The sequence below is a fragment of the Vibrio injensis genome (assembly GCF_001895205.1).
In the GTDB taxonomy this organism is placed as follows: domain Bacteria; phylum Pseudomonadota; class Gammaproteobacteria; order Enterobacterales; family Vibrionaceae; genus Vibrio; species Vibrio injensis.
The window spans coordinates 424,907-444,789 of sequence record NZ_BDJF01000027.1; the positions used below are offsets into that span (position 1 = coordinate 424,907).

Here is a 19,883-nt window from a genome sequence, read left to right on the forward strand (position 1 = left end):
CTTAAGTAGACTACGAGGTTTTTAATTGAAGAGGCATAGTATGAACGATATTGAACAAGAGTTAGAGAACATGACTGCTCAACTCAGTGATCAACCTGAAATACCACTACCCAGTCTAGAAGAGCAGCGCGCTTTAGTGGCTGAATTTAAGCGTTTAGAAGCGGCGGGTGAACTGACCCCAGAAATTCTAGAACAACATTTTGGGCAGTTCTTTGCTACCAGCGATGCGCCTGTTCATTAATATTGCTTTTTTATTCAATCACAAAGGCATTGTAATGCCTTTGTGATTCTCACCATGCAGTCATACGACAAGTAAACGTATTTTCTCGACCGTTGTTAATCCTTTCCTCGCATTTGGTTACTTAGCCAAAGGGTGATTCTACGCCTTGAGTCTCCACCATCAATAATTCCACAAAGGGGGATGGCGCTTTAACCAAGCAACTTATAATCATGAGCACTATAATAGAAGCGTTCTAGCGAGCCGCATTCATTGATTTTCAAGTCTTCTTTCGCTGGCTAGACAAATAGGAGTATTCAGGATGATCAGTTCCCAGCCGACGGATGTCATTTTACACGCTTTTGATTGGCCTTATGCTCAAGTTACCGAGCATGCGTCAAAGATTGCTAAAGCAGGCTATAAAGCCGTACTTGTTTCACCACCCATGAAGTCTTATCAACAGCCGAGCGGTACTCCTTGGTGGCAGCGTTATCAACCACAAGATTATCGAGTTATTGATAATCAATTGGGCAATACCAGCACGTTTCAAGCAATGGTTGCGAGTTTAGAAGCGCTCGGTTTATGGGTATACGCTGATGTGGTATTTAACCACATGGCCAATGAATCAACCCATCGCTTGGACTTACAATACCCAAGTAATGACGATCTTAACGACTATGCTCAGCGTAATGAGTATTACCAACAACAGCGTTTGTTTGGTGACTTATCTCAACCTCTGTTTACCGAAGATGATTTTGTCGAAGCCTTTGGTATTAAAGATTGGCAAGATAAGTGGCAAGTGCAAAACGGACGTATTTCAGGTGGGCCACATGATGCCGGCTTACCTACGCTACGTGATAATTCTCATGTTGTGGAACAGCAAAAAGCTTATCTGTTGGCGCTAAAAGCAATGGGCGTGAAAGGGTTTCGGATTGATGCTGCCAAGCATATGACCATTGAGCATCTCAAGCGTGTGTGGAGTGAAGAGATCACTCATGATGTGCATATTTTTGGCGAGATCATCACCGATGGGGGAGCGACCAAAGCGGAATACAAACTGTTTTTAGAGCCCTATTTAGAGCAAACCCGTTTGGGAGCTTATGACTTCCCATTATTTCAGACCGTCTTTAATGCGTTACAGCCGAAAGGCAGTTTAAAAGCGTTAATTGACCCCTACTGCTTTGGTGAAGCGTTATCGAAAGAGCGCGCTATCACGTTTGCTATCACCCATGATATTCCTAATAACGATGTGTTTATGGATCTCGTGATGCCAGAAACGTTAGAGTCGCTGGCGTATAGCTATATTCTTGGTAGAGATGGCGGAGTACCGTTGATCTACACGGATTTAAACCCCAGTGGACTCTGTGCTCGTAATGGAAAACCGCGTTGGCAGAATGCTTGGTGTGATCCTAAGATTTTGGCTGGGATTGCCTTTCATAATCAAATGCATGGGCTACCCATGTTGCCTATCGAAGCCAGTGATGATCTATTCGTCTTTCGTCGTGGTGAACAAGGGGTCGTGATCATCAATAAATCGGCTCGTAGCCAATCGGTTGAGCTTAAGCAATGGACGAATCAATTGTACGATCTCTACACTGGTGAGACGTTTGAAGCTCAAGGTAGTATGACGGCGATTGAAACACCAGCAATGAGCAGCCGAATGCTGGTAGTTCAACAATAGTGGATGATTTATCATCTTGATACGAAAAAAAGAGCCTCTTGAATCGATAAGTTGATATCAAGAGGCAAGACGTCGTTAGCGAGATGTTTAGAGAGTGTAAGCCGTTTGAATCGTTAATATCTGTACATTAACCAGAGTGAGTTACCTTATCATTCTAGTTATGATGATGAAAAACGCCAATCGACAGCGCAATAATTGTCCATTTAATGATTTTTATTGGAGCAATGTCTCACTTATTTTGAGCGTTATCTTTCACCGCTTAGTGCTTCTGTTGAGACTAATCCACTAAAAACTGATTTATAGCAAGTTATCTGATCAGCAAAGACGTACTATCAAGAGCAATCAGTCGCGTATAAGGTGAAACCCTCTTAGTCTATTAGGAGAAGAGGGCTTTCGATACGTGTGCATTTTTAATTGCCTTGCCGAATAGTGAGTATTTACTATGCAGAATCTTGTTGAGCGTTTTTTACGCTACGTCACTTATGATACCCAATCTAAGCCAAAAAATACGCATACGCCAAGTTCTAGCGGACAACTCGTTTTTGCACAACATCTGGTTGCAGAATTACAGCAAATCGGATTGAGTGACGCGAGTGTGGATGAATACGGCTATGTAATGGCCTGCTTGCCCTCTAATGTTCCGTACACGGTTCCGGCCATCGGGTTCATCGCTCATTTAGATACAGCACCAGACGCTTCAGGTAAACACGTCAAACCACAAATTGTCGAACATTATCAAGGTGGCGATATTGCCCTTGGTAAAGGTGATGAAATTCTCTCACCGATTCAATACCCAGAACTGCATCAACTGCACGGTGAGCACTTAATCACTACCGATGGCCATACCTTACTCGGTGCTGATAACAAAGCGGGAATTGCCGAAATCATTACCGCCATTGAGATGCTGATTGCTGATCCTTCCATTCCTCACGGTGATATTTACATCGCTTTCACTCCTGATGAAGAAATTGGTCGTGGTGCTGATCATTTTAATCGGCAAAAGTTTGCTGCGGAGTGGGCCTACACCGTTGATGGTGGTCCTGTCGGGGAACTAGAGTTTGAAAACTTCTACGCAGCTACCGCTCAGGTTATTTGCCACGGTGTTAATGTTCATCCTGGAACAGCAAAGAATAAGATGGTGAATTCGATGTATCTTGCCAGTGACTTCATTGCCATGATGCCGATGCAAGAGACACCAGAGCATACCGATGGCTATCAAGGTTTTTATCATCTTAAATCCGCTAAGATGAGCGTTGCATTATCACAGTTAGATTACTTAATTCGTGATTTTTCACGTCAAGGGTTTGCCGCTCGTAAAGCATTTATGCAGCAACAAGTACAGCAGCTTAATCAACGTTTGGCCAAAGGCCATATTGAATTGGTCATAACGGATCAGTATGCCAATATGAAAGAGCAAGTGATGGCGCACCCACATATCATTGAACTAGCCCAATCCGCGATGCTTGAGTGTGGCATCTCGCCAATCATTAAGCCTATCCGTGGTGGAACTGATGGTGCGCGTTTATCCTTTATGGGATTACCTTGCCCGAACCTTTTTACTGGCGGCTATAACTTCCATGGTATTCATGAGTTTATTACTATTGAGGGAATGGAGAAATCGGTGCAAGTGATTGTAAAATTAGCAGAAAAAACCGCACAGCGTTACGCATAAAGGATTGTTGTCAATCAACGCTAAGGGTTCCCTTTAGCGTTTTTTTATGGTTTTTTGATGCCTAAGCAACTTCATGTAGGCATAAGACCATCAATACGGTATAAAACACTCAATAAAAAAGATAATGGATTAGGAATTTTTACCATGCAACATCTCTACGTCGCCATTGCGTTTTTACAAGAAAATAAGTTGATATTAACACTACTTATTATTTTCTTGATCATGGCACTAAAACGGTTAGTGTTATCGCAAATTCGTGGTGAAGTCTCTTTTTTGACTGAAGAGCAACGTAAATGGATGTCACGGACGAAAAATGGTGCTTTTGTTGCCACGATTTTAATTTTATTTTTACTCTGGAAATCAGAGATCAGCCAGTTTGCACTATCGGTAACCGCGATTGCCATTGCGATTGTGGTGGCTTCAAAAGAGATCATTCTTTGTTTCACCGGCTCTATTCAACGCGCCAGCTCTCGTTCATTTCGTATGGGGGATTGGATAGAAGTGGGCAAACTGTGTGGTGAAGTGATTGAGCACAACATGATGGCGACCGTCATTCAAGAGATTGATTTGCAGCATGGTCAATACCATTACACAGGCAAAACGGCGACGCTACCTAACAGTATGTTTTTCACTTACCCAGTGAAAAATTTAAACTTTATGAAGCGTTATGTCTTCCATAATTTCACTATTATTGTGCCCCGATTCGTCAATTTGTATCCCTTGTTACCGATCATGTATCAGCGAATGGAAACGCATTTTGCTCATTTTATTGATGTCGCTCGGCGTTATAACAATATGATTGAGAAACATGCTGGCGTTGATTTACCCAGTGCTGAACCACACATTGAAATTTCCAGTGCAGGAGCGGGCGAGCAAGTGGTGCACTTTATGATCTTTTGCCCAACCGATAAAGCGAACCAGTTAGAGCAATTGATCCGCCGAGATTTTATGGAGGCGTACGAAAAAGCTTTTCCACCTGAGCCAGCTGTAGCGCAAGAACCCGCCCAAGAGAGTGAGAGTTAACGCGTCAAGTCATTCAATACTGTGGTTTCTGTGCAGTTGTATGCCAAGTCGTTTGGCAAGGCGAGTTAAGTTGGCACGATCCACATCCAGTCTCCGTGCCGCTTTGGCCCAGTTGTATTCCGCTTCCTCTAAAGCTTGACAGATCAATTGACGCTGAAACGCATCGGTTGCAGTGCGTAAGCCTAATGATTTCTGATCTGACGCCCTGACAGCTTGCTCGACACAAGCTTGTGGAGGATGAGTCGCGATTAAAGACTCATCGAGAGTCCCGATTTCCATTAAATCAATGGTCACTAAGGATTGGTTAGACTGCAGAGCACGAGCTTTGAGTGCGGAACGATTAATGACATGCTCTAACTCTCGAACATTGCCAGGCCATGAATAATGGATCAGGTAACTAAGCGCTGGAGCGGCGATTTTTAATTGCACGATACCGAGTTTACGCCGGGTTTGTTCCAGAAAGTATCCGACTAATAAAGCTATATCACCGGTGCGTTCACGAAGTGGGGGGACCCAAATTGGATAAACACTTAATCGATGGTAAAGGTCGGCTCGAAAACGACCGGCTTGAACCTCTTGTTTTAAATCCCGATTCGTTGCGGCGAGAATGCGAACATTGACGGTCTGTACCGTATCTTGACCGACGGGTTGAATCTCATTATTTTGTAATACACGCAGTAATTTACTTTGCGCTAATAAAGGCAACTCACCAATCTCATCTAAAAATAATGTTCCCCCATCGGCTAAAGCAAATTTCCCCATTCGATGACGTTCAGCGCCGGTAAAAGCGCCTTTTACATGCCCAAATAGCTCACTTTCAACTAAATTTTCAGGGATAGCGGCACAGTTCACATAGACCATAGGTTGATGTTTGCGAGCAGATAGCTGGTGAATGGTGCGCGCAACCAACTCTTTTCCGACCCCTGTTTCACCATGAATCATAATGGTGAGATCGGAGGGGGCGACAACGTGAATATCCGATATCATGATCTGTATGGCATCACTATTACCAATGATATCCCCTTTTTCTCGTAGCCAAACGTCTTCGTTGAGGGCTTCTAGACGCTGCTGGCTATACTTAGCTTGAGCTTCCAGTTGCGAGAGCGTCAACGCCAGTTTTAGCGTGGAGGCCGCGATCGCCGCTAAAGCCTCTAGACTACGCATGGGGATGTCATTAAAAGCGTTGGGGGTGAGGCTATCGAGGGTCAGAACGCCTAATAACACATCGCCAAAGAGCAAAGGTAGGCCCATACAAGCGTGAATCGGTAGATCATCGTCATGCTCCATCAGTAAACCATCAAAAGGATCGGGGAGTGGGCAGTCGGCTCCGAATCGCACTGGAGAAGTCGACTGACAAATAATATCCAGTCTCGGGTGCTCTGAGATGATAAAACGCCGCCCCAATGTGTCTCGGGTTAAGCCTTGCATGGCCAGTGGAATAAGTGTGTCATTTTGCCGTGACATCAACACCACACAGTCACATTGAATGGTCTTGCGAATCGCATCCAATAAGCGATGAAAACGATCTTGATCATTAATACCGCTGGCTAAGCCAATCGTCATGTCTACTACGGTGGAAATAGAAAAATCTTGCATGGTCATCGCTCCTTTTGGACATGATAGAGTCAAAATGACCAATTTAAAAGAAGTTAATTTGACATGATTTTATAAAGGGTATTGTTATTATCTTTTAATAACAATAAGTTAAGTGTTGGCATTGAACCTGCAATGGGATAGTGGAAGTCAGTTTATTTTCAATTATCTAATATCAGGAGACGTCGATTTATGCTCAACAACCATACTATCGCCATCATTAAAAGTACGATTCCTTTACTAGAGTCTGCAGGACCCGCACTTACGGCTCATTTTTATCAGCGTATGTTTACTCATAACCCTGAATTAAAAGATATTTTTAATATGACACATCAAAAAACAGGTCGTCAAAGTGTTGCTCTGTTTAGTGCTGTCGCAGCTTACGCTAAAAATATCGATAACTTAGCGGCTCTCACTAGCGCTGTTGAACGTATCGCTCATAAACATACTAGTTTTAATATCCAACCGGATCATTATCAAATCGTTGGTCATCATTTGATTGAAACATTACGAGAGTTAGCACCAGAGGCCTTTACGAGCGAAGTAGAACAAGCATGGACAGATGCTTATCTCTTCTTAGCACAAATTTTTATTGATCGAGAAGGCGAACTCTATTTACAGCGCAAACAAGCGATTGGCGGTTGGTCTAATGCGCGCGAGTTTATTGTTGCAGAAAAGCGTCCAGAATCATTATTGGTGACCAGTTTTATCCTAAAACCCAAAGATGGTTTACCAGTACTTGCTCATCAAGCAGGTCAGTATATAGGATTAGAAGTGAAACCTGCGGGGCATCGATATCAAGAAATCCGCCAATATTCGTTATCTCACGCGACAAACGGCGAGTATTACCGGATATCGGTCAAGCGTGAAGGAGCGGACAATCAACACGCAGGGCTAGTCTCGCACTATTTGCACGATAACGTTCAAGTTGGCGACTCGGTTGCTCTCTATGCGCCAGCGGGTGATTTTTATTACGTTGAGCGTCAGCGTCCCGTGGTACTTATTTCTGCTGGCGTCGGTGTTACCCCGATGCAAGCGATGTTACAGACTCTGGCCGAGCAGGATAAAAATCAGGTTCATTATTTATACGCTTGTCATGATCGACAGCAACACACCTTTTTAGAAGAAACGGCGACACTCATTGCAGCGCAGCAAACCTCAGGCAAAGAATGGCAACAGCAGGTTTGGTATTTACGTGGTGAAGGCGCTAATACGCATACTGGTCAAATGGATTTATCTGCCGTAACTTTACCAATTGATGATGGGGATTATTATCTCTGTGGTCCACTTGGTTTTATGGAAAATACAGTCAAACAGTTGATGAGTTTAGGCGTTGATGCGGAACGGATTCATTATGAAGTGTTTGGCCCTCATGCCGAGCTGAATCGTTAAGATATGAGAATATAAAATGAAAATAGCCAGCTAAGAAGCTGGCTATTAAGTATTAGGTTCGTCTATTACAGGACTTTGATGCTTTCAGCTTGAGGGCCTTTTTGACCTTGTGTGATCACAAACTCAACTTTTTGGCCTTCAGCCAAAGTGCGGAAACCTTCACTTTGGATAGCACTGAAATGAGCAAAAACGTCAGGACCGTTTTCTTGTTTAATGAAGCCGAAACCTTTAGTTTCGTTGAACCATTTAACGGTACCAGTAACAGGAGTAGACATAGTAAAAATCCTAAAAAACATTTTGTATATAGGCCGAATTCGGCACGGATAGCATGGAAAAGTAGATTGCTATTGCGTACGACACGACGGGAGTTACAAGGAATCCAACGAAACAATGTGTATACAACGAACTTCATTTCTAGCTGTCAATGAGTCTAGATCAATCTGTATCGTTGTCAATTGGAACTTGCGATGAATTGCAAGAGTTTTCGTTATTTTTTGCTCTAGGTGTCATTTCTGTGTAATTGATCATGTACTCAGTTCACTTTTAGCTCCAGTATGGGGAAATCTTTGAGCGTTTATTGCTTGTTAAAGAAAGGTTTGTTATCGCTATAGCGTGAAAATTACTCTGTGAGCTAACCTCAAGAGTTCAATGATCAACCTTGTTTTTTATTATGCAAAGGCGTACATAATAAAGCGTTAATATGAGGTATGGGTCGAGGTGAGTAGAACGGCCTCATTTCAGCGGCATATTTCCTCCTTTCACTAAGGTAGGCCACGATGAAAATATTAATCATTGCTGCGGTCTCTTTATTCGTCGCTATTCTCGTCTCCGCCGAGCACTTTCCTTCGTTATTACTTGGTTCTCTTACTGCTATTACGGCCGTCGTTGGGTGTTATGGCTTGGCGTTTAGTCGCGCACGATTTCCCGAACAAGCATTACTGCTGCTTTTTTGCGGTTTACTATTTAAGTTTGCGATCACCATTATTGGTGTCGTTTGGGGGATGGCGATGGGTTGGATGACTTCTCCCGCCGTTTTTGCACTCTCTTATTTGATTTTCTCTATTACTGCTACGTCATTGGGGTTTTATCTTCGTTCTCGTCAACGAGCCGATACCTCAGCAATGACTAAATCGTGATGTTAAGGTTACGGATAGCTTGGCTGTATTCTTCCTACCTGAAGCTGCAGCGGTGTTGGCTACGTTCGTTCACCCCAATGACATAGTCTGTCTATGCTTATGGGGATCGCCTGCTGGCAACTCCAAGTGGTTTGACCCTATAACTTGACCGTATCGAGTAACATCATCAAACGGATTTTAAAAAGTGCCATTTATCAATAATTAAATCACGATAACCTAGTACGCCGATTCGATTTGGGTATACACTTTTAATTAATAAAAGCTAACAATAGGTGGTGGTATGTCTTACCCAGTGTTGATCTGCGATGATTCTGCATTAGCCAGAAAGCAAATGGCTCGCTCTTTACCCGCTTCGTTGAATGCAGACATCACCTTTGCTGTACACGGTGTCGATGCATTAGAGCAGCTCGATAAGCACTCGTTTAAGTTAATGTTCTTAGATTTAACCATGCCAGAGTTAGATGGTTTTGAAACGCTTGAAGCGATGCGAGCGCGTGGTGATCAGACGCCGGTGGTGGTGGTCTCCGGTGACATCCAACCCAAAGCCAAAGAGCGAGTGATGGCGCTCGGTGCTCGCGCATTTATTCAAAAACCAATTGATAAAACGATCTTAAACGATGTTCTGCGTGAGCTGGTTGAGCCGCCGACGCAGCCGCGGATTGTCACGCCAGTTTCGATTGATCTCCCAGTCTTACGGCGTCGTGATGTTTACATGGAAGTGGCTAACGTATCGATTGGTCAAGCAGCCGACGCGTTGGCTCGCCATTTTGACGTGTTTGTTGAGTTACCTTTACCTAATATCAATATCTTAGAAGTCAGTGAACTGCATATGGCTTTGCGTGATCTGGCCGATAATGTTCAGGTTTCTGGTGTTTGTCAGGGCTTCAGTGGCGAAGGGATTGCTGGAGAGGCTTTGGTGTTACTCAGTGATTCTAGCGTGGCGGATTTAAAAAAATTAATGAAAGTCCCGGTGGACAGCGAAGAGTTGGAAGAACTTGAATTATTAATGGACGTTTCGAATATTCTGGTCGGCTCATTTCTCAATGGGCTCGGTCAACAATCGGAGGTGCGCTTTTTTCAAAGCTCGCCCGTCTTACTTGGTCAACATATTTCGATAGACTCGGTGATTAAGTCAACCGCAGGTTCATTTACCAAGACCATGACCTTTGAGGTCAGCTACAATATTGAAGGTACCTCAATTCGTTGTGATCTGCTGTTTATGTTTGTCGATGAGTCGTTGCCGTTGCTCGATAATAAACTGGCTTATCTAATGGAGGATTTTTAATGCTTTCTCTCCCTGCTGAATTTGAGCAATTCCACTGGATGGTGGACATGGTCCAGAACGTCGATATGGGATTAATCGTCTTAAATCGAGACTACGAAATACAAGTTTGGAATGGGTTTATGACTCATCACAGTGGCAAGCATGGTCATGATGTGATTGGCAAATCCATCTTTACCATTTTTCCTGAAATCCCGTCAGACTGGTTTAAATTAAAAACCAAGCCCGTGTATAACTTAGGCTGTCGAAGTTTCATTACTTGGCAGCAGCGTCCTTACCTTTTCAAATGCCGCAACGTTCGCCCCATTACTCAACAAGCGGATTTTATGTACCAAAATATCACTCTTAACCCAATGCGTACGCCGACAGGAAAAATCAATTCTCTTTTTCTGTCTATTCAAGATGCGACCACCGAGGCGTTGGCCTCTTTACAATCTCGACAGTAAGTTAACGCGATGCGTCTCATCTAGTGTTGTAGGAAAATTATCATGCCTTTGCCCAGACTTTTTTATACCCCACAGCAAGTCAAACAAGGTGAACAGTTAGCCGCTAAGGCGCAAGGTTTAGAAATGTTTCGGTTGATGGAGCGTGCTGGCCAAGCGGTATTTACCATTGCTTTAGCTCAGTATCCGGCTTCTCATCACTGGTTAGTGTGTTGTGGCAGCGGCAATAATGGTGGCGATGGTTATATTGTTGCACGGCTGGCTCAATCGGTGGGTATTCAAGTCACGGTATGGCAGTTCGGCGATCCTGAATGTTTACGTGATGATGCACGAAAAGCTTATTATCACTGGTTAGATAGTGGCGGAGAAGTTTTTCCTTGTAGCGATACTATTCCAGATCATATCGATGTCATTATTGATGGATTATTAGGCATTGGTATTAAGGGGGCCGTTCGTCCTAAATTGCAAACGGTGATCGAGACGATTAATGATCATTCCGCCCCTGTCGTTGCGATTGATGTGCCATCGGGTTTATGCGCTTTGACAGGATGTGCACTAGGAAGCGCGATTTATGCGCAGCATACGGTGAGTTTTGTCGGTTTAAAACAAGGTTTAGTGACAGGGAAAGCGCGAGATTATGTTGGCCATTTGCATTTTGCAGGATTAGGCATAGAAGAGGCTTTTAATGCGCAAAATAGCTCTACGTTGAAAGCGATCGATGTCAAGTCACCTCAGCGTTACTTACAACCCAGAGCGAGGACTGCCCATAAAGGTTTGCATGGTAAGGCGCTCTTTATTGGTGGGAATAGTGGCATGGGTGGCGCTGCCATTCTAGCGGTACAGGCTTGTGTGCGAACGGGGAGTGGTCTGAACGCAGCTTTGGTTCATCCCGGAAATACCACCGCGATGTTGGTCAGTTGTCCTGAAGTGATGGTCGCCAGTTGGTCGGATGCCAGTTTGCTTGAACAGCGTTTAGCGTGGTGCAGCGTGATTGCCATTGGTCCTGGTTTAGGTCGTGATGAAAAAGCGCAACAGCTAATCAGAGAAGTTCAAAGTCTCAATAAACCAAAAGTCATGGATGCGGATGCGTTGTATTTTCTTGCTCAATCCGCCTGTTTTGATCAGCAGCGAATTATCACTCCTCATCCTGCAGAGGCCGCAAGAATGCTCGCTACCGATGTTGAAATTATCGAAGCGGATCGTTTTCAGGCCGCACGCGCCTTACAGCAAAAATACGGCGGCGTAGTGGTATTAAAAGGCGCTGGTACCTTAGTCTATGACGGCGAAAGCCTGTATGTATGCTTGGCGGGTAATCCCGGCATGGCCAGTGGTGGAATGGGGGATGTCCTGACAGGGGTGATAGCTTCTCTACTTGCGCAAGGACTCTCTTTATTTGATGCGGCTAAAGTAGGGGTTTTGATCCACAGTCAAGCGGCGGATCAAAACGCCCATGAACATGGGGAAAGAGGGCTAATTGCAAGCGATCTCATTCCCCATTTACGCCGTTTGGTTAATCGTTGATCAACTCATTGCCGGATAGCTTACCTTGACTAAATACTAAAATATTATTTAGCGTGGTTTGCGCGATGTTATTTAACGCATCTTCGGTCAAGAAAGCTTGGTGTCCGGTAAAGAGTACATTGTGGCAGGATGATAAACGGCGGAACACATCATCAACAATGACATCATTAGACTTGTCTTGGAAGAACAGATCTTTCTCATTATCATACACATCGAGGCCTAATGAGCCTATACGACCACGTTTCAACGCTTCAATCGCCGCCGCAGAATCAAGTAGCTCTCCACGACTGGTGTTGATGATCATCACTTTGTCTTTCATCTGATCAAACGCTTGCTCATTAAGCAGATGATAATTTTCTTTCGACATGGGGCAGTGCAAAGTGATCACATCACTATTGGCGTATAACTCAGGCAGCTCAACGTATTTTGCCCCTAACTCAAGCGCAGCTGGATTTTGATAAGGGTCGTAGCAAAGCACTGTCATACCAAGCCCTTTTAAAATCCGCATGGTAGCAACCCCAATTTTCCCCGTACCGATCACGCCAACGGTTTTACCATAAAAGTTAAAGCCCACTAAACCTTCTAAAGAGAAGTTGGCTTCACGAGTACGTTGGTAAGCCTTATGGAAACGACGGTTGAGGCACATCATTAAGCCCACGGTATGCTCAGCCACCGCTTCCGGTGAATAGGCAGGGACCCGTACTACCTGTAAACCTAATTGTTTCGCGGCGGCTAAATCAACTTTATCAAAGCCTGCGCAGCGCATAGCAATCAAACGAGTGCCACCTTGATAGAGTGTCTGTAGCACTTTCGCATCCAATTCATCATTCACAAAAGCACAAACTACAGCACACCCTTGCGCCATTTGGGCAGTCTTACGAGTTAAGCGGAAATCATGAAAATGAAAGGTAAGTTGCTGAGGGTCAATAAATCGGTTGAAAGAGAGTTCATCGTAGTTTTTCGCGCTAAAAAAAGCGACATTGATCATGGTGCTGTCTCCTCAAATAAGATCAGGCGAGTCAAAATAATACGCGCTTGCGAACATTACTGCTCTCGGTATAAACCTAATCGTAATAAAAATAAACCCTATTTTTTCTCTGAGATAGGGAGGCTCAGCCAGCATTTCAGTCACATTCATCTCAAGAAACCGTTGTCGCAACCGTTTGCAAAACGAGGTCAGCCATCACACTTTTACTAAATATCAAACATAAAACGCCACAGACGGGTTTTGTTGCCCAAAGCGTTAAATAAAACACATTCAGAATGGTTGGTTTTAACTTATTGATTTAAATTGACTAATAGACTTTGTTTGCGTGGAAGAGGGTGTCGTTAGATAAAGGATATGAAATCTTCGCTAGCGTAGCACAAAAAAAAGTAAAATATCAGACTTGCCGGAAAGAAATCACGCCCTATAATGCTGAAAACCGGAGCGTCTGCCAACGCTCCGGTTTTTTTGTGTCCGAAACATACTCAGGTCTGCCAACTTGGGTATGCCGCACCCTTGCGCTAAGGCACAGATAGTGAATTAACTAAGGAAATAACCATGCGTATCGAACAAGAACTTAAGTTAGGTTTTAAAGATGTCCTGTTTCGCCCGAAACGTTCTACTCTCAAAAGTCGTTCTCAAGTTAACTTAACCCGCAATTTTACCTTCAAGCATAGTGGCCGTCAATGGTCTGGCGTGCCTGTGATTGCCGCCAATATGGACTCGGTGGGCAGTTTCGCAATGGCGAAAGCTCTCGCTGAACATGGGGTCATGACCGCGATTCATAAGCACTATACAGTGCAAGATTGGGCTGACTTTGTGCAAACGGCGAATGGTGACACCTTAAATAAGGTGATGGTTTCTACCGGCACTTCACCGCAAGATTTCCAGAAAACTCAAGATATTATGGCATTATCGGATGATCTGCTGTTTATCTGTATTGATATAGCTAACGGCTATTCAGAGCATTTGGTCGATTACGTACAGCAAGTGCGTGCTGCCTTCCCTGATAAAGTGATTTCTGCGGGTAACGTAGTGACAGGGGATATGTGTGAAGAGCTGATCCTCGCTGGCGCGGATATGGTTAAAGTCGGTATTGGCCCAGGTTCGGTTTGTACCACACGGGTGAAAACGGGTGTGGGTTACCCTCAGCTCTCGGCGATCATTGAGTGCGCCGATGCTGCCCACGGTTTAGGCGGTCGTATCATCGGTGATGGTGGCTGCGCTTGTCCGGGCGATGTGGCGAAAGCCTTTGGCGGCGGCGCTGATTTTGTCATGCTAGGCGGCATGTTAGCCGGTCATGAAGAAGCGGGCGGTGAGCTGGTGGTGAAAGACGGCGAAACCTTTATGAAGTTCTATGGTATGTCGTCCAAGAGCGCCATGGAGAAGCACTCTGGCGGCGTAGCCGGTTACCGCGCTGCGGAAGGTAAAACCGTATTATTACCATTTCGTGGCAGTGTCCACGGCACCATTCAAGACATCCTCGGCGGCGTGCGCTCAACCTGCACTTATGTCGGCGCGGCGGAGCTTCGCGAGCTCACCAAGCGTACAACGTTTATCCGCGTGTTGGAGCAAGAGAATACGGTGTTTGGCAAAGAGAAGTAATTTTTCTTTCTAATATACCTTACCAACTTGAACGCGCAGCGATGTTAGGCACGTTCTCGTTCACCCCAATTACCTAGTCTATCTATGTGATTGGGGATGAACGTGTCGGAAGACATTAAAGTTTGTGATAACAAAGTTTGAAACTCACTTTTGGACAGAAGTGAGTCAGTAACTTTGCTACATTAGTATTTAACAAATTACCTCCGGTATTGTAAAAACTCTGATTGAATGGCCAAATTCACTATGCCTCTACAATGTGAGATGGGTATTTGAAAGGCACTGGACGCAGCCTTACTGACAAAGACTTAACCGTCTAATTATTTGCTCTATATTAGATTTTTAGATCTTACTAAAGAGATAGCATATTAAGATTTCTGAACACATGCTTTAATCAACCTATTCTAATTTCAATCGAAAGTTTACTGGAGTGTTGTGGATGGGTAACGTGAGGGATGACATCATCAAATGGCTACATGCCCAACCTTACTGGGTTCAATCGGCAGCTCAAAGCATTTTAAAACAAGAAGAAATCACACAAGATAAAATCATAGAGTTTAAAGATCTATTAAAAACCCCAAAAGGTCAGTCATGCATCGAGGCATTAGACTTTGGACAATTTAACGAAGACTCAAACTACGCAAATAAAGTATGGATTAAGTCAATTGGTGAAATAGAAGGTATTGACGACCTAAACCCACGCTATCCTTTAACTTTCGAACAGAAGCTCACGGTTGTCTACGGAAACAATGGTTCTGGCAAATCAGGTTACACACGTATCCTCAAAAAGGCATGTGGAAAAAACAATGCCAATGACCTGAAACCAAACGTTTTTAAAGAGCCTCCAGCTATCAGCAGATGCAGCATCAGTATTGATGGAGCTAGTGCAAAAAAAATCAACTGGGTTGCAAACTCGCTACCTATCCCTGAGATAAGCTCAGCAGATATCTTTGATTCTTCTACTGGAGGCTTTTACCTTGATAATGAAAATGAAGTGTCATATGTACCGATTGAGGTTCTTCTGTTCGAGAAGCTTGTGTTCATTTCCACATCGATCAAGTCTTTACTCGATAAAGAGCAGGCTCAATTAGTAAAAATTCTACCGAGCGCTCCAGTAGACCTAATGCAATCCAAATATATAAGAGCTATAAACGACAGGCTTAAAGCGGATGTTCCGGAGGCAACACTAAGAGAGTTCTTCAATTTTACCAATGATGATGAAAACAAACTCAAAGAACTTAGTGAACGTCTAGAAGGTGATCCTTCAAAACTAAAAGAAAAGAAATCTCGGGAGCTAAAACAACTGACTGAACTCACTAATTCAATTTTAGCGGCCAGCGAACAAGTCAGCTCTCTAGTTTGTGAAATGATTAATGAATCTAAAGCTAAACTAGAATCAGCAAAAAAAATAGCGGAGCAAGGTGCTAAAGCCCTCTCTGACGAGAACTTGCTGAATGGTATCGGAAGTCAAACTTGGAAAGCTCTTTGGGTCGCAGCGAAAGAATACTCTATGAAAGAAGCATACCCAGATGGAGCATCCCCTTTTGTTGGAAATGACGCTCAGTGTGTTCTATGTCATCAACCACTTTCGAATGCAGCTAAACAACGCTTTAAGTCTTTTGAGGAACACATCCAAGGAAGCCTTGAGAAAGAAGTTAAAGCTCGGCAGCTACACTTTGACAACCTAGTTAAGAAGTTACCATCAATACCGTCGAAAGATATCTTAAAGACTCAAATAGCAGCATCAAACCTTGCCGAAGAAGAATGGCTCCCAGTCTTAAGCAAAATATGGGGTGAAATCGAAAAAGTCTCTGAGGCTCTTGTTAAGCACCCTGAGATTCCGAATCAAGGATTCATATTCGATACTTCACTTATTGCGGCACTATCAGAAAAAAAAGAGGTGTTAGCAAAAGAAATAGAAAACCACCAAAAAGACGTAATTGCTTTCAACAAAGAGAAACTAACCAACGAGCTGAATGATTACAAAGCAAAACAATGGGCTTCAGGTTACATTGACGCCATTATTAAAGAGGTCAAAAGGCTTGAGAAGTATAGGCAATATGAAGAGTGGGGCAAATTGTTAGGTACCTCAAAGTTCACACGTAAAGCTGGCGAAGTATCAAAGCAAGTCATAACAGATGCTTATGTTAAGCGTTTCAACGATGAACTAGATAATCTTGGTGCAAAGAAAATCAATGTTCAGTTGTCCAAAACGCGTGTATCAAAAGGAAAAGTGATGCACAAACTGCATTTGATGGGTGTGAACCAAAATTTCTCCCTTAGTAAGTCCCATGACATTTTAAGTGAGGGTGAACAGCGAATTGTAAGCCTTGCCGCTTTCTTAGCAGATACTAATAGTAAACCTCAAACTACTCCGTTTATTTTTGATGACCCGATATCATCGCTAGACCAGTCATATGAGCTGTGTGTTGCAAAACGACTTGTTGAATTATCAGAACATAGGCAAGTTATTGTTTTTACGCATCGAATTAGTTTGTTAGGAGCCTTAAATGACCTTGGGAATCCTACATGTGTACACATAAGACGTGAACATTGGGGCTGTGGAGAGCACGGAGTTGTACCATTGTTTGCGAAAAAACCACTTAATGCTTTAAATGAATTGAAGAATCAAAGGTTAGCTCAAGCTAGAAAACTATTGGATTCAGACGGCTCTGAAGTTTACGCCCCTCTGGCGAAGTCAATTTGCAGTGACTTCAGAATTCTACTTGAAAGAGTTGTTGAAGTTGAGCTTCTAGCAGATGTGGTTCAACGTCATCGTAGAGATGTCCAAACAAAAAATAAAATTAGTAACTTAGCGAAGATAACAATCGAGGACTGCAACTTTATTGAGCGCCTTATGGGGATATACTCTGCGCATGAACATAGCCAGCCAACTGAGTCACCAGTAGAGCCACCTACACCAGAGCAGCTAGATGCTGATATTAGTGCTGTTATTGACTGGCACGCCGATTTTAAATCTCGCAAGAATTAATAACAGATATGAGGGTAGGTGAATAGATTCGCTTACCTTCCTCCCCCTAAACTTGCAAGTAAAAAGTATAATTGCGCTTCAGAGAAATGCTATTTTTGGGGTGCTTAAACTCATTTCTGGGCAAAACCTTGCTAGAACAAAAGATAAACGACGACAGAACTCACTTGCTGCTGACCAACCACTTAAATAATAAACGTCCGATCATTATCGGACGTTTATGTGTTAGTTTGGCAAGGTAATCAATAGCGCCTTTTAGAATTTATAGTCAGCGATGATACCGAATGTGCGTGGTCCGCCAACTTCGATCAGGTCATTCTTGTGACGTAACACATAATCCTCGTTGGTCGCATTTTTAACATAAGCACGAACGGTTAAGTTATTTATGTTGTAACCAGCATTGACGTTAAGCACCGTGTAGTCACCAGCCGAAGTACTTTCAGTGTTGGCTAAGTTAGTATAATAGTCTGAAACATAGTTAACTCTTGCGCCAAAGAATAAGCCTGAGTCAAAGTTTTGTGTAAAGCCTAAGCCTGCAGAAAGGTCAGGGGCATAGCTAAACTCTTTGCCAGTGAGATCGACGGTTGTTCCGCTAGGCCCTTGGGTGACTTCTGTTTTCAGTAAGCCAACAAAGGCAAAAACATCTAAACCAGAATCAAACCAATACGTCGTTTCAACTTCAGCACCATAAGTTTTACCTTTAGGGATATTCGCTACGTAATTATCGAATCGGCTACCGCTGTCTCCATAGACAACGGTATGGTAATTACGGTAATCGTTGTAAAAGATGTTTGCTGTTAAACCAAGCCGGTTCTCTAGGAAAGTGGAACGTGAACTGAGTTCGTAGGTCCAGACTTTTTCCGGTTTAAATACAAAGAGATTCTCTTGGCCCTCGTTGTAGCCTATGCCACCAGCATTGTAGCCTTTACGAGCGGTTAAACCTAAGTTCCAAGTATCAGAGGCCTCGTAAGTTAAGCCAACTTTAGGCAGCAAGATACCGTTGTTTTCTTTTTCTTTGAAGTCGAGAGGCAATCTTGCATGGTCAAAATCACGATCAAGCTTGTCATGCTCGTAGCGAGCACCTAGTAACAGTCCCCATTGAGAGGCAATCTTGATTTTGGAATCAAAATAAATGGAATGGGTTTGGACTTTATCAATACGTTTTAGTGAGTCAGTTTGTGTGTTTTGATCTTTAAAATAACTGCTGAGTCCGAAAATCGCATTATATTTTTCGTCTAAAGAATTATAAGCCAGTTTAGCTTCTACAGTATAATTCTCCTCGTCCACATCACCCCACCAATCCGTTGAAGGATAGGCTTTAAACTTGGTTGAGTAATCTCGCCTTGCCAGTAAGAAATCGGCTTTAAGTTCTTCATTGATGAGATAACCGACATCAAGATTAACGTTCCAGCTTTTAGTTTCTTGACGACGAGTACCGCTGGCATCGGTGTATTCCAACTTACCACCATCTTTATCGACAAGGTTTGTATATTGGCCTTCTTCATTACGGCTGGCGACCGTGAGTTTCGCGGTGAGTTTATCGGTGCCAAAAGGTTGATATAGCAGTTTACCCCGGACGTTATGAGATTTTATTTCTGAAGGGTCCCAAGGGTATTGATCATTGTTTGGTAATGAATAATCGATCGGCGTATTGCCTGTGGTCCCTTCAGCGGCAATACGGAAGGCAAGTTTATCTTCGACGATTGGGGCAGAGACAACCCCAGCTAAGTGGTATTTGTTGTCCTCATTTTCGTAGCCAACTCGGAACTTACTTTCTGTGTAAAACGTGGGGTCTTGGGTTTTGATGACTACGGCACCACCGATGCTGTTACGCCCTTGATTCGTTGATTGAGGGCCTTTGTATACTTCGACCTGCTCTGTATCCCACAGCCCAGCTTTACCGAAAGCTTCACCTGTCCAAGATTCAGATACACCATCAACAGTGGTATTCACCCGAGGCGTGGCTCCGGTCATGAATGAGATGAATCCATCTCCAGCTCCACCTCGTCCATCAACGCCACGAATGTGTGGCATTCCTGATGGGGCGTTAAGCACGTTAGGGACTCTATCCAGTAAATCGTAGTAAGTTCGGTCTTCGCCATTATCTGCTTCTGCAGTAAAAATAGTCACCGAGCTGGTATTTTGCGCCAGCGTGCCGCCCAACTTTTCACCAAGAACAACAATCGTTTCTGAGGCCCGAACATTATTCGCTTCTTGCTGTTCTTGAGCGTAAACGACCGAACTGGCGCTGCCTAAGCAAATCAGGCCAATCATCGTAGAAAGAGTACTCCTTGTATAGCGAGGGGTATTACCACTGTTTAAGTCCATAAGCTTCATATTAAGAAAT

15 protein-coding genes are annotated in these 19,883 nt (G+C 43.6%); 11 read left to right on the top strand and 4 right to left on the bottom strand.

Annotated elements, in window-relative coordinates; genetic code table 11:
- The first annotated feature begins 40 nt into the window (after positions 1–40).
- The 4 genes from BSR11_RS13970 (at position 41) to BSR11_RS13985 (ending at position 4,593) form a co-directional block, all read left to right on the top strand.
- A complete protein-coding gene (locus BSR11_RS13970; RefSeq protein WP_072670946.1) occupies positions 41–241 on the top strand; it encodes a restriction endonuclease subunit S domain-containing protein in 201 nt (66 codons plus the stop codon).
- A 298-nt stretch (positions 242–539) separates the two neighbouring features.
- Entirely contained in the window at positions 540–1,898 is a 1,359-nt protein-coding gene (locus BSR11_RS13975) for an alpha-amylase family protein (RefSeq protein WP_072670947.1), read from the top strand.
- Between the two features lie 442 nt (positions 1,899–2,340).
- Entirely contained in the window at positions 2,341–3,570 is a 1,230-nt protein-coding gene (gene pepT / locus BSR11_RS13980) for a peptidase T (protein ID WP_072670948.1), read from the top strand.
- 144 nt (positions 3,571–3,714) lie between these two features.
- On the top strand, positions 3,715–4,593 hold the full coding sequence (locus BSR11_RS13985) for a mechanosensitive ion channel family protein (protein ID WP_072670949.1): 879 nt from the start codon (positions 3,715–3,717) through the stop codon (positions 4,591–4,593).
- Between the two features lie 9 nt (positions 4,594–4,602).
- Here the strand turns inward: BSR11_RS13985 and norR are convergent, their stop codons facing one another.
- Complete coding sequence (gene norR / locus BSR11_RS13990; protein ID WP_072670950.1) at positions 4,603–6,189, bottom strand: nitric oxide reductase transcriptional regulator NorR; 1,587 nt, start codon at positions 6,187–6,189, stop codon at positions 4,603–4,605.
- A gap of 189 nt (positions 6,190–6,378) precedes the next feature.
- Here norR and hmpA point away from each other — a divergent pair, with 189 nt between their 5' ends.
- On the top strand, positions 6,379–7,578 hold the full coding sequence (gene hmpA, locus BSR11_RS13995; RefSeq protein WP_072670951.1) for an NO-inducible flavohemoprotein: 1,200 nt from the start codon (positions 6,379–6,381) through the stop codon (positions 7,576–7,578).
- Between the two features lie 65 nt (positions 7,579–7,643).
- Here hmpA and BSR11_RS14000 read toward each other — a convergent pair whose 3' ends face one another.
- Positions 7,644–7,853, bottom strand: a complete 210-nt coding sequence (locus tag BSR11_RS14000) for a cold-shock protein (RefSeq protein WP_004396923.1) — start codon at positions 7,851–7,853, stop codon at positions 7,644–7,646.
- A gap of 501 nt (positions 7,854–8,354) precedes the next feature.
- Here BSR11_RS14000 and BSR11_RS14005 point away from each other — a divergent pair.
- From BSR11_RS14005 to BSR11_RS14020, 4 genes are all read left to right on the top strand, one after another.
- Entirely contained in the window at positions 8,355–8,714 is a 360-nt protein-coding gene (locus tag BSR11_RS14005) for a hypothetical protein (protein ID WP_072670952.1), read from the top strand.
- Positions 8,715–8,994: 280 nt separating this feature from the next.
- Entirely contained in the window at positions 8,995–9,999 is a 1,005-nt protein-coding gene (locus tag BSR11_RS14010; RefSeq protein WP_072670953.1) for a response regulator, read from the top strand.
- Positions 9,999–10,442, top strand: coding sequence for a PAS domain-containing protein (locus BSR11_RS14015; RefSeq protein WP_072670954.1), 444 nt, complete (start codon positions 9,999–10,001; stop codon positions 10,440–10,442). The genes BSR11_RS14010 and BSR11_RS14015 overlap by 1 nt, the downstream gene beginning before the upstream one ends.
- Before the next feature lie 42 nt (positions 10,443–10,484).
- Positions 10,485–11,960, top strand: coding sequence for a bifunctional ADP-dependent NAD(P)H-hydrate dehydratase/NAD(P)H-hydrate epimerase (locus tag BSR11_RS14020; RefSeq protein WP_072670955.1), 1,476 nt, complete (start codon positions 10,485–10,487; stop codon positions 11,958–11,960).
- Here the strand turns inward: BSR11_RS14020 and BSR11_RS14025 are convergent.
- On the bottom strand, positions 11,950–12,948 hold the full coding sequence (locus BSR11_RS14025; protein WP_072670956.1) for a 2-hydroxyacid dehydrogenase: 999 nt from the start codon (positions 12,946–12,948) through the stop codon (positions 11,950–11,952). The two genes, BSR11_RS14020 and BSR11_RS14025, sit on opposite strands and share 11 nt — an antisense overlap.
- Before the next feature lie 555 nt (positions 12,949–13,503).
- On the opposite strand from BSR11_RS14025, the gene BSR11_RS14030 reads away from it, so the two are divergent.
- Together BSR11_RS14030 and BSR11_RS14035 are read left to right on the top strand one after the other, a co-directional pair.
- Positions 13,504–14,550 (top strand): GMP reductase, encoded by a 1,047-nt coding sequence (locus tag BSR11_RS14030; RefSeq protein WP_072670957.1) that lies wholly within the window; start codon positions 13,504–13,506, stop codon positions 14,548–14,550.
- A 436-nt stretch (positions 14,551–14,986) separates the two neighbouring features.
- Entirely contained in the window at positions 14,987–17,539 is a 2,553-nt protein-coding gene (locus BSR11_RS14035) for an AAA family ATPase (protein ID WP_072670958.1), read from the top strand.
- 252 nt (positions 17,540–17,791) lie between these two features.
- Here BSR11_RS14035 and BSR11_RS14040 read toward each other — a convergent pair whose 3' ends face one another.
- Positions 17,792–19,873 carry a TonB-dependent receptor gene (locus tag BSR11_RS14040; protein ID WP_072670959.1) on the bottom strand — a complete coding sequence of 694 codons (2,082 nt, stop codon included), beginning with the start codon at positions 19,871–19,873 and terminating at the stop codon, positions 17,792–17,794.
- Positions 19,874–19,883 lie beyond the last annotated feature (10 nt).

Excerpts from the sequence above, each read along its gene's own strand:
- BSR11_RS13970 (WP_072670946.1), top strand. The coding sequence starts at position 41 with ATGAACGATATTGAACAAGAGTTAGAGAACATGACTGCTCAACTCAGT.
- BSR11_RS13975 (WP_072670947.1), top strand. The coding sequence starts at position 540 with ATGATCAGTTCCCAGCCGACGGATGTCATTTTACACGCTTTTGATTGG.
- pepT (WP_072670948.1), top strand. The coding sequence starts at position 2,341 with ATGCAGAATCTTGTTGAGCGTTTTTTACGCTACGTCACTTATGATACC.
- BSR11_RS13985 (WP_072670949.1), top strand. The coding sequence starts at position 3,715 with ATGCAACATCTCTACGTCGCCATTGCGTTTTTACAAGAAAATAAGTTG.
- norR (WP_072670950.1), bottom strand. The coding sequence starts at position 6,189 with ATGCAAGATTTTTCTATTTCCACCGTAGTAGACATGACGATTGGCTTA.
- hmpA (WP_072670951.1), top strand. The coding sequence starts at position 6,379 with ATGCTCAACAACCATACTATCGCCATCATTAAAAGTACGATTCCTTTA.
- BSR11_RS14000 (WP_004396923.1), bottom strand. The coding sequence starts at position 7,853 with ATGTCTACTCCTGTTACTGGTACCGTTAAATGGTTCAACGAAACTAAA.
- BSR11_RS14005 (WP_072670952.1), top strand. The coding sequence starts at position 8,355 with ATGAAAATATTAATCATTGCTGCGGTCTCTTTATTCGTCGCTATTCTC.
- BSR11_RS14010 (WP_072670953.1), top strand. The coding sequence starts at position 8,995 with ATGTCTTACCCAGTGTTGATCTGCGATGATTCTGCATTAGCCAGAAAG.
- BSR11_RS14015 (WP_072670954.1), top strand. The coding sequence starts at position 9,999 with ATGCTTTCTCTCCCTGCTGAATTTGAGCAATTCCACTGGATGGTGGAC.
- BSR11_RS14020 (WP_072670955.1), top strand. The coding sequence starts at position 10,485 with ATGCCTTTGCCCAGACTTTTTTATACCCCACAGCAAGTCAAACAAGGT.
- BSR11_RS14025 (WP_072670956.1), bottom strand. The coding sequence starts at position 12,948 with ATGATCAATGTCGCTTTTTTTAGCGCGAAAAACTACGATGAACTCTCT.
- BSR11_RS14030 (WP_072670957.1), top strand. The coding sequence starts at position 13,504 with ATGCGTATCGAACAAGAACTTAAGTTAGGTTTTAAAGATGTCCTGTTT.
- BSR11_RS14035 (WP_072670958.1), top strand. The coding sequence starts at position 14,987 with ATGGGTAACGTGAGGGATGACATCATCAAATGGCTACATGCCCAACCT.
- BSR11_RS14040 (WP_072670959.1), bottom strand. The coding sequence starts at position 19,873 with ATGAAGCTTATGGACTTAAACAGTGGTAATACCCCTCGCTATACAAGG.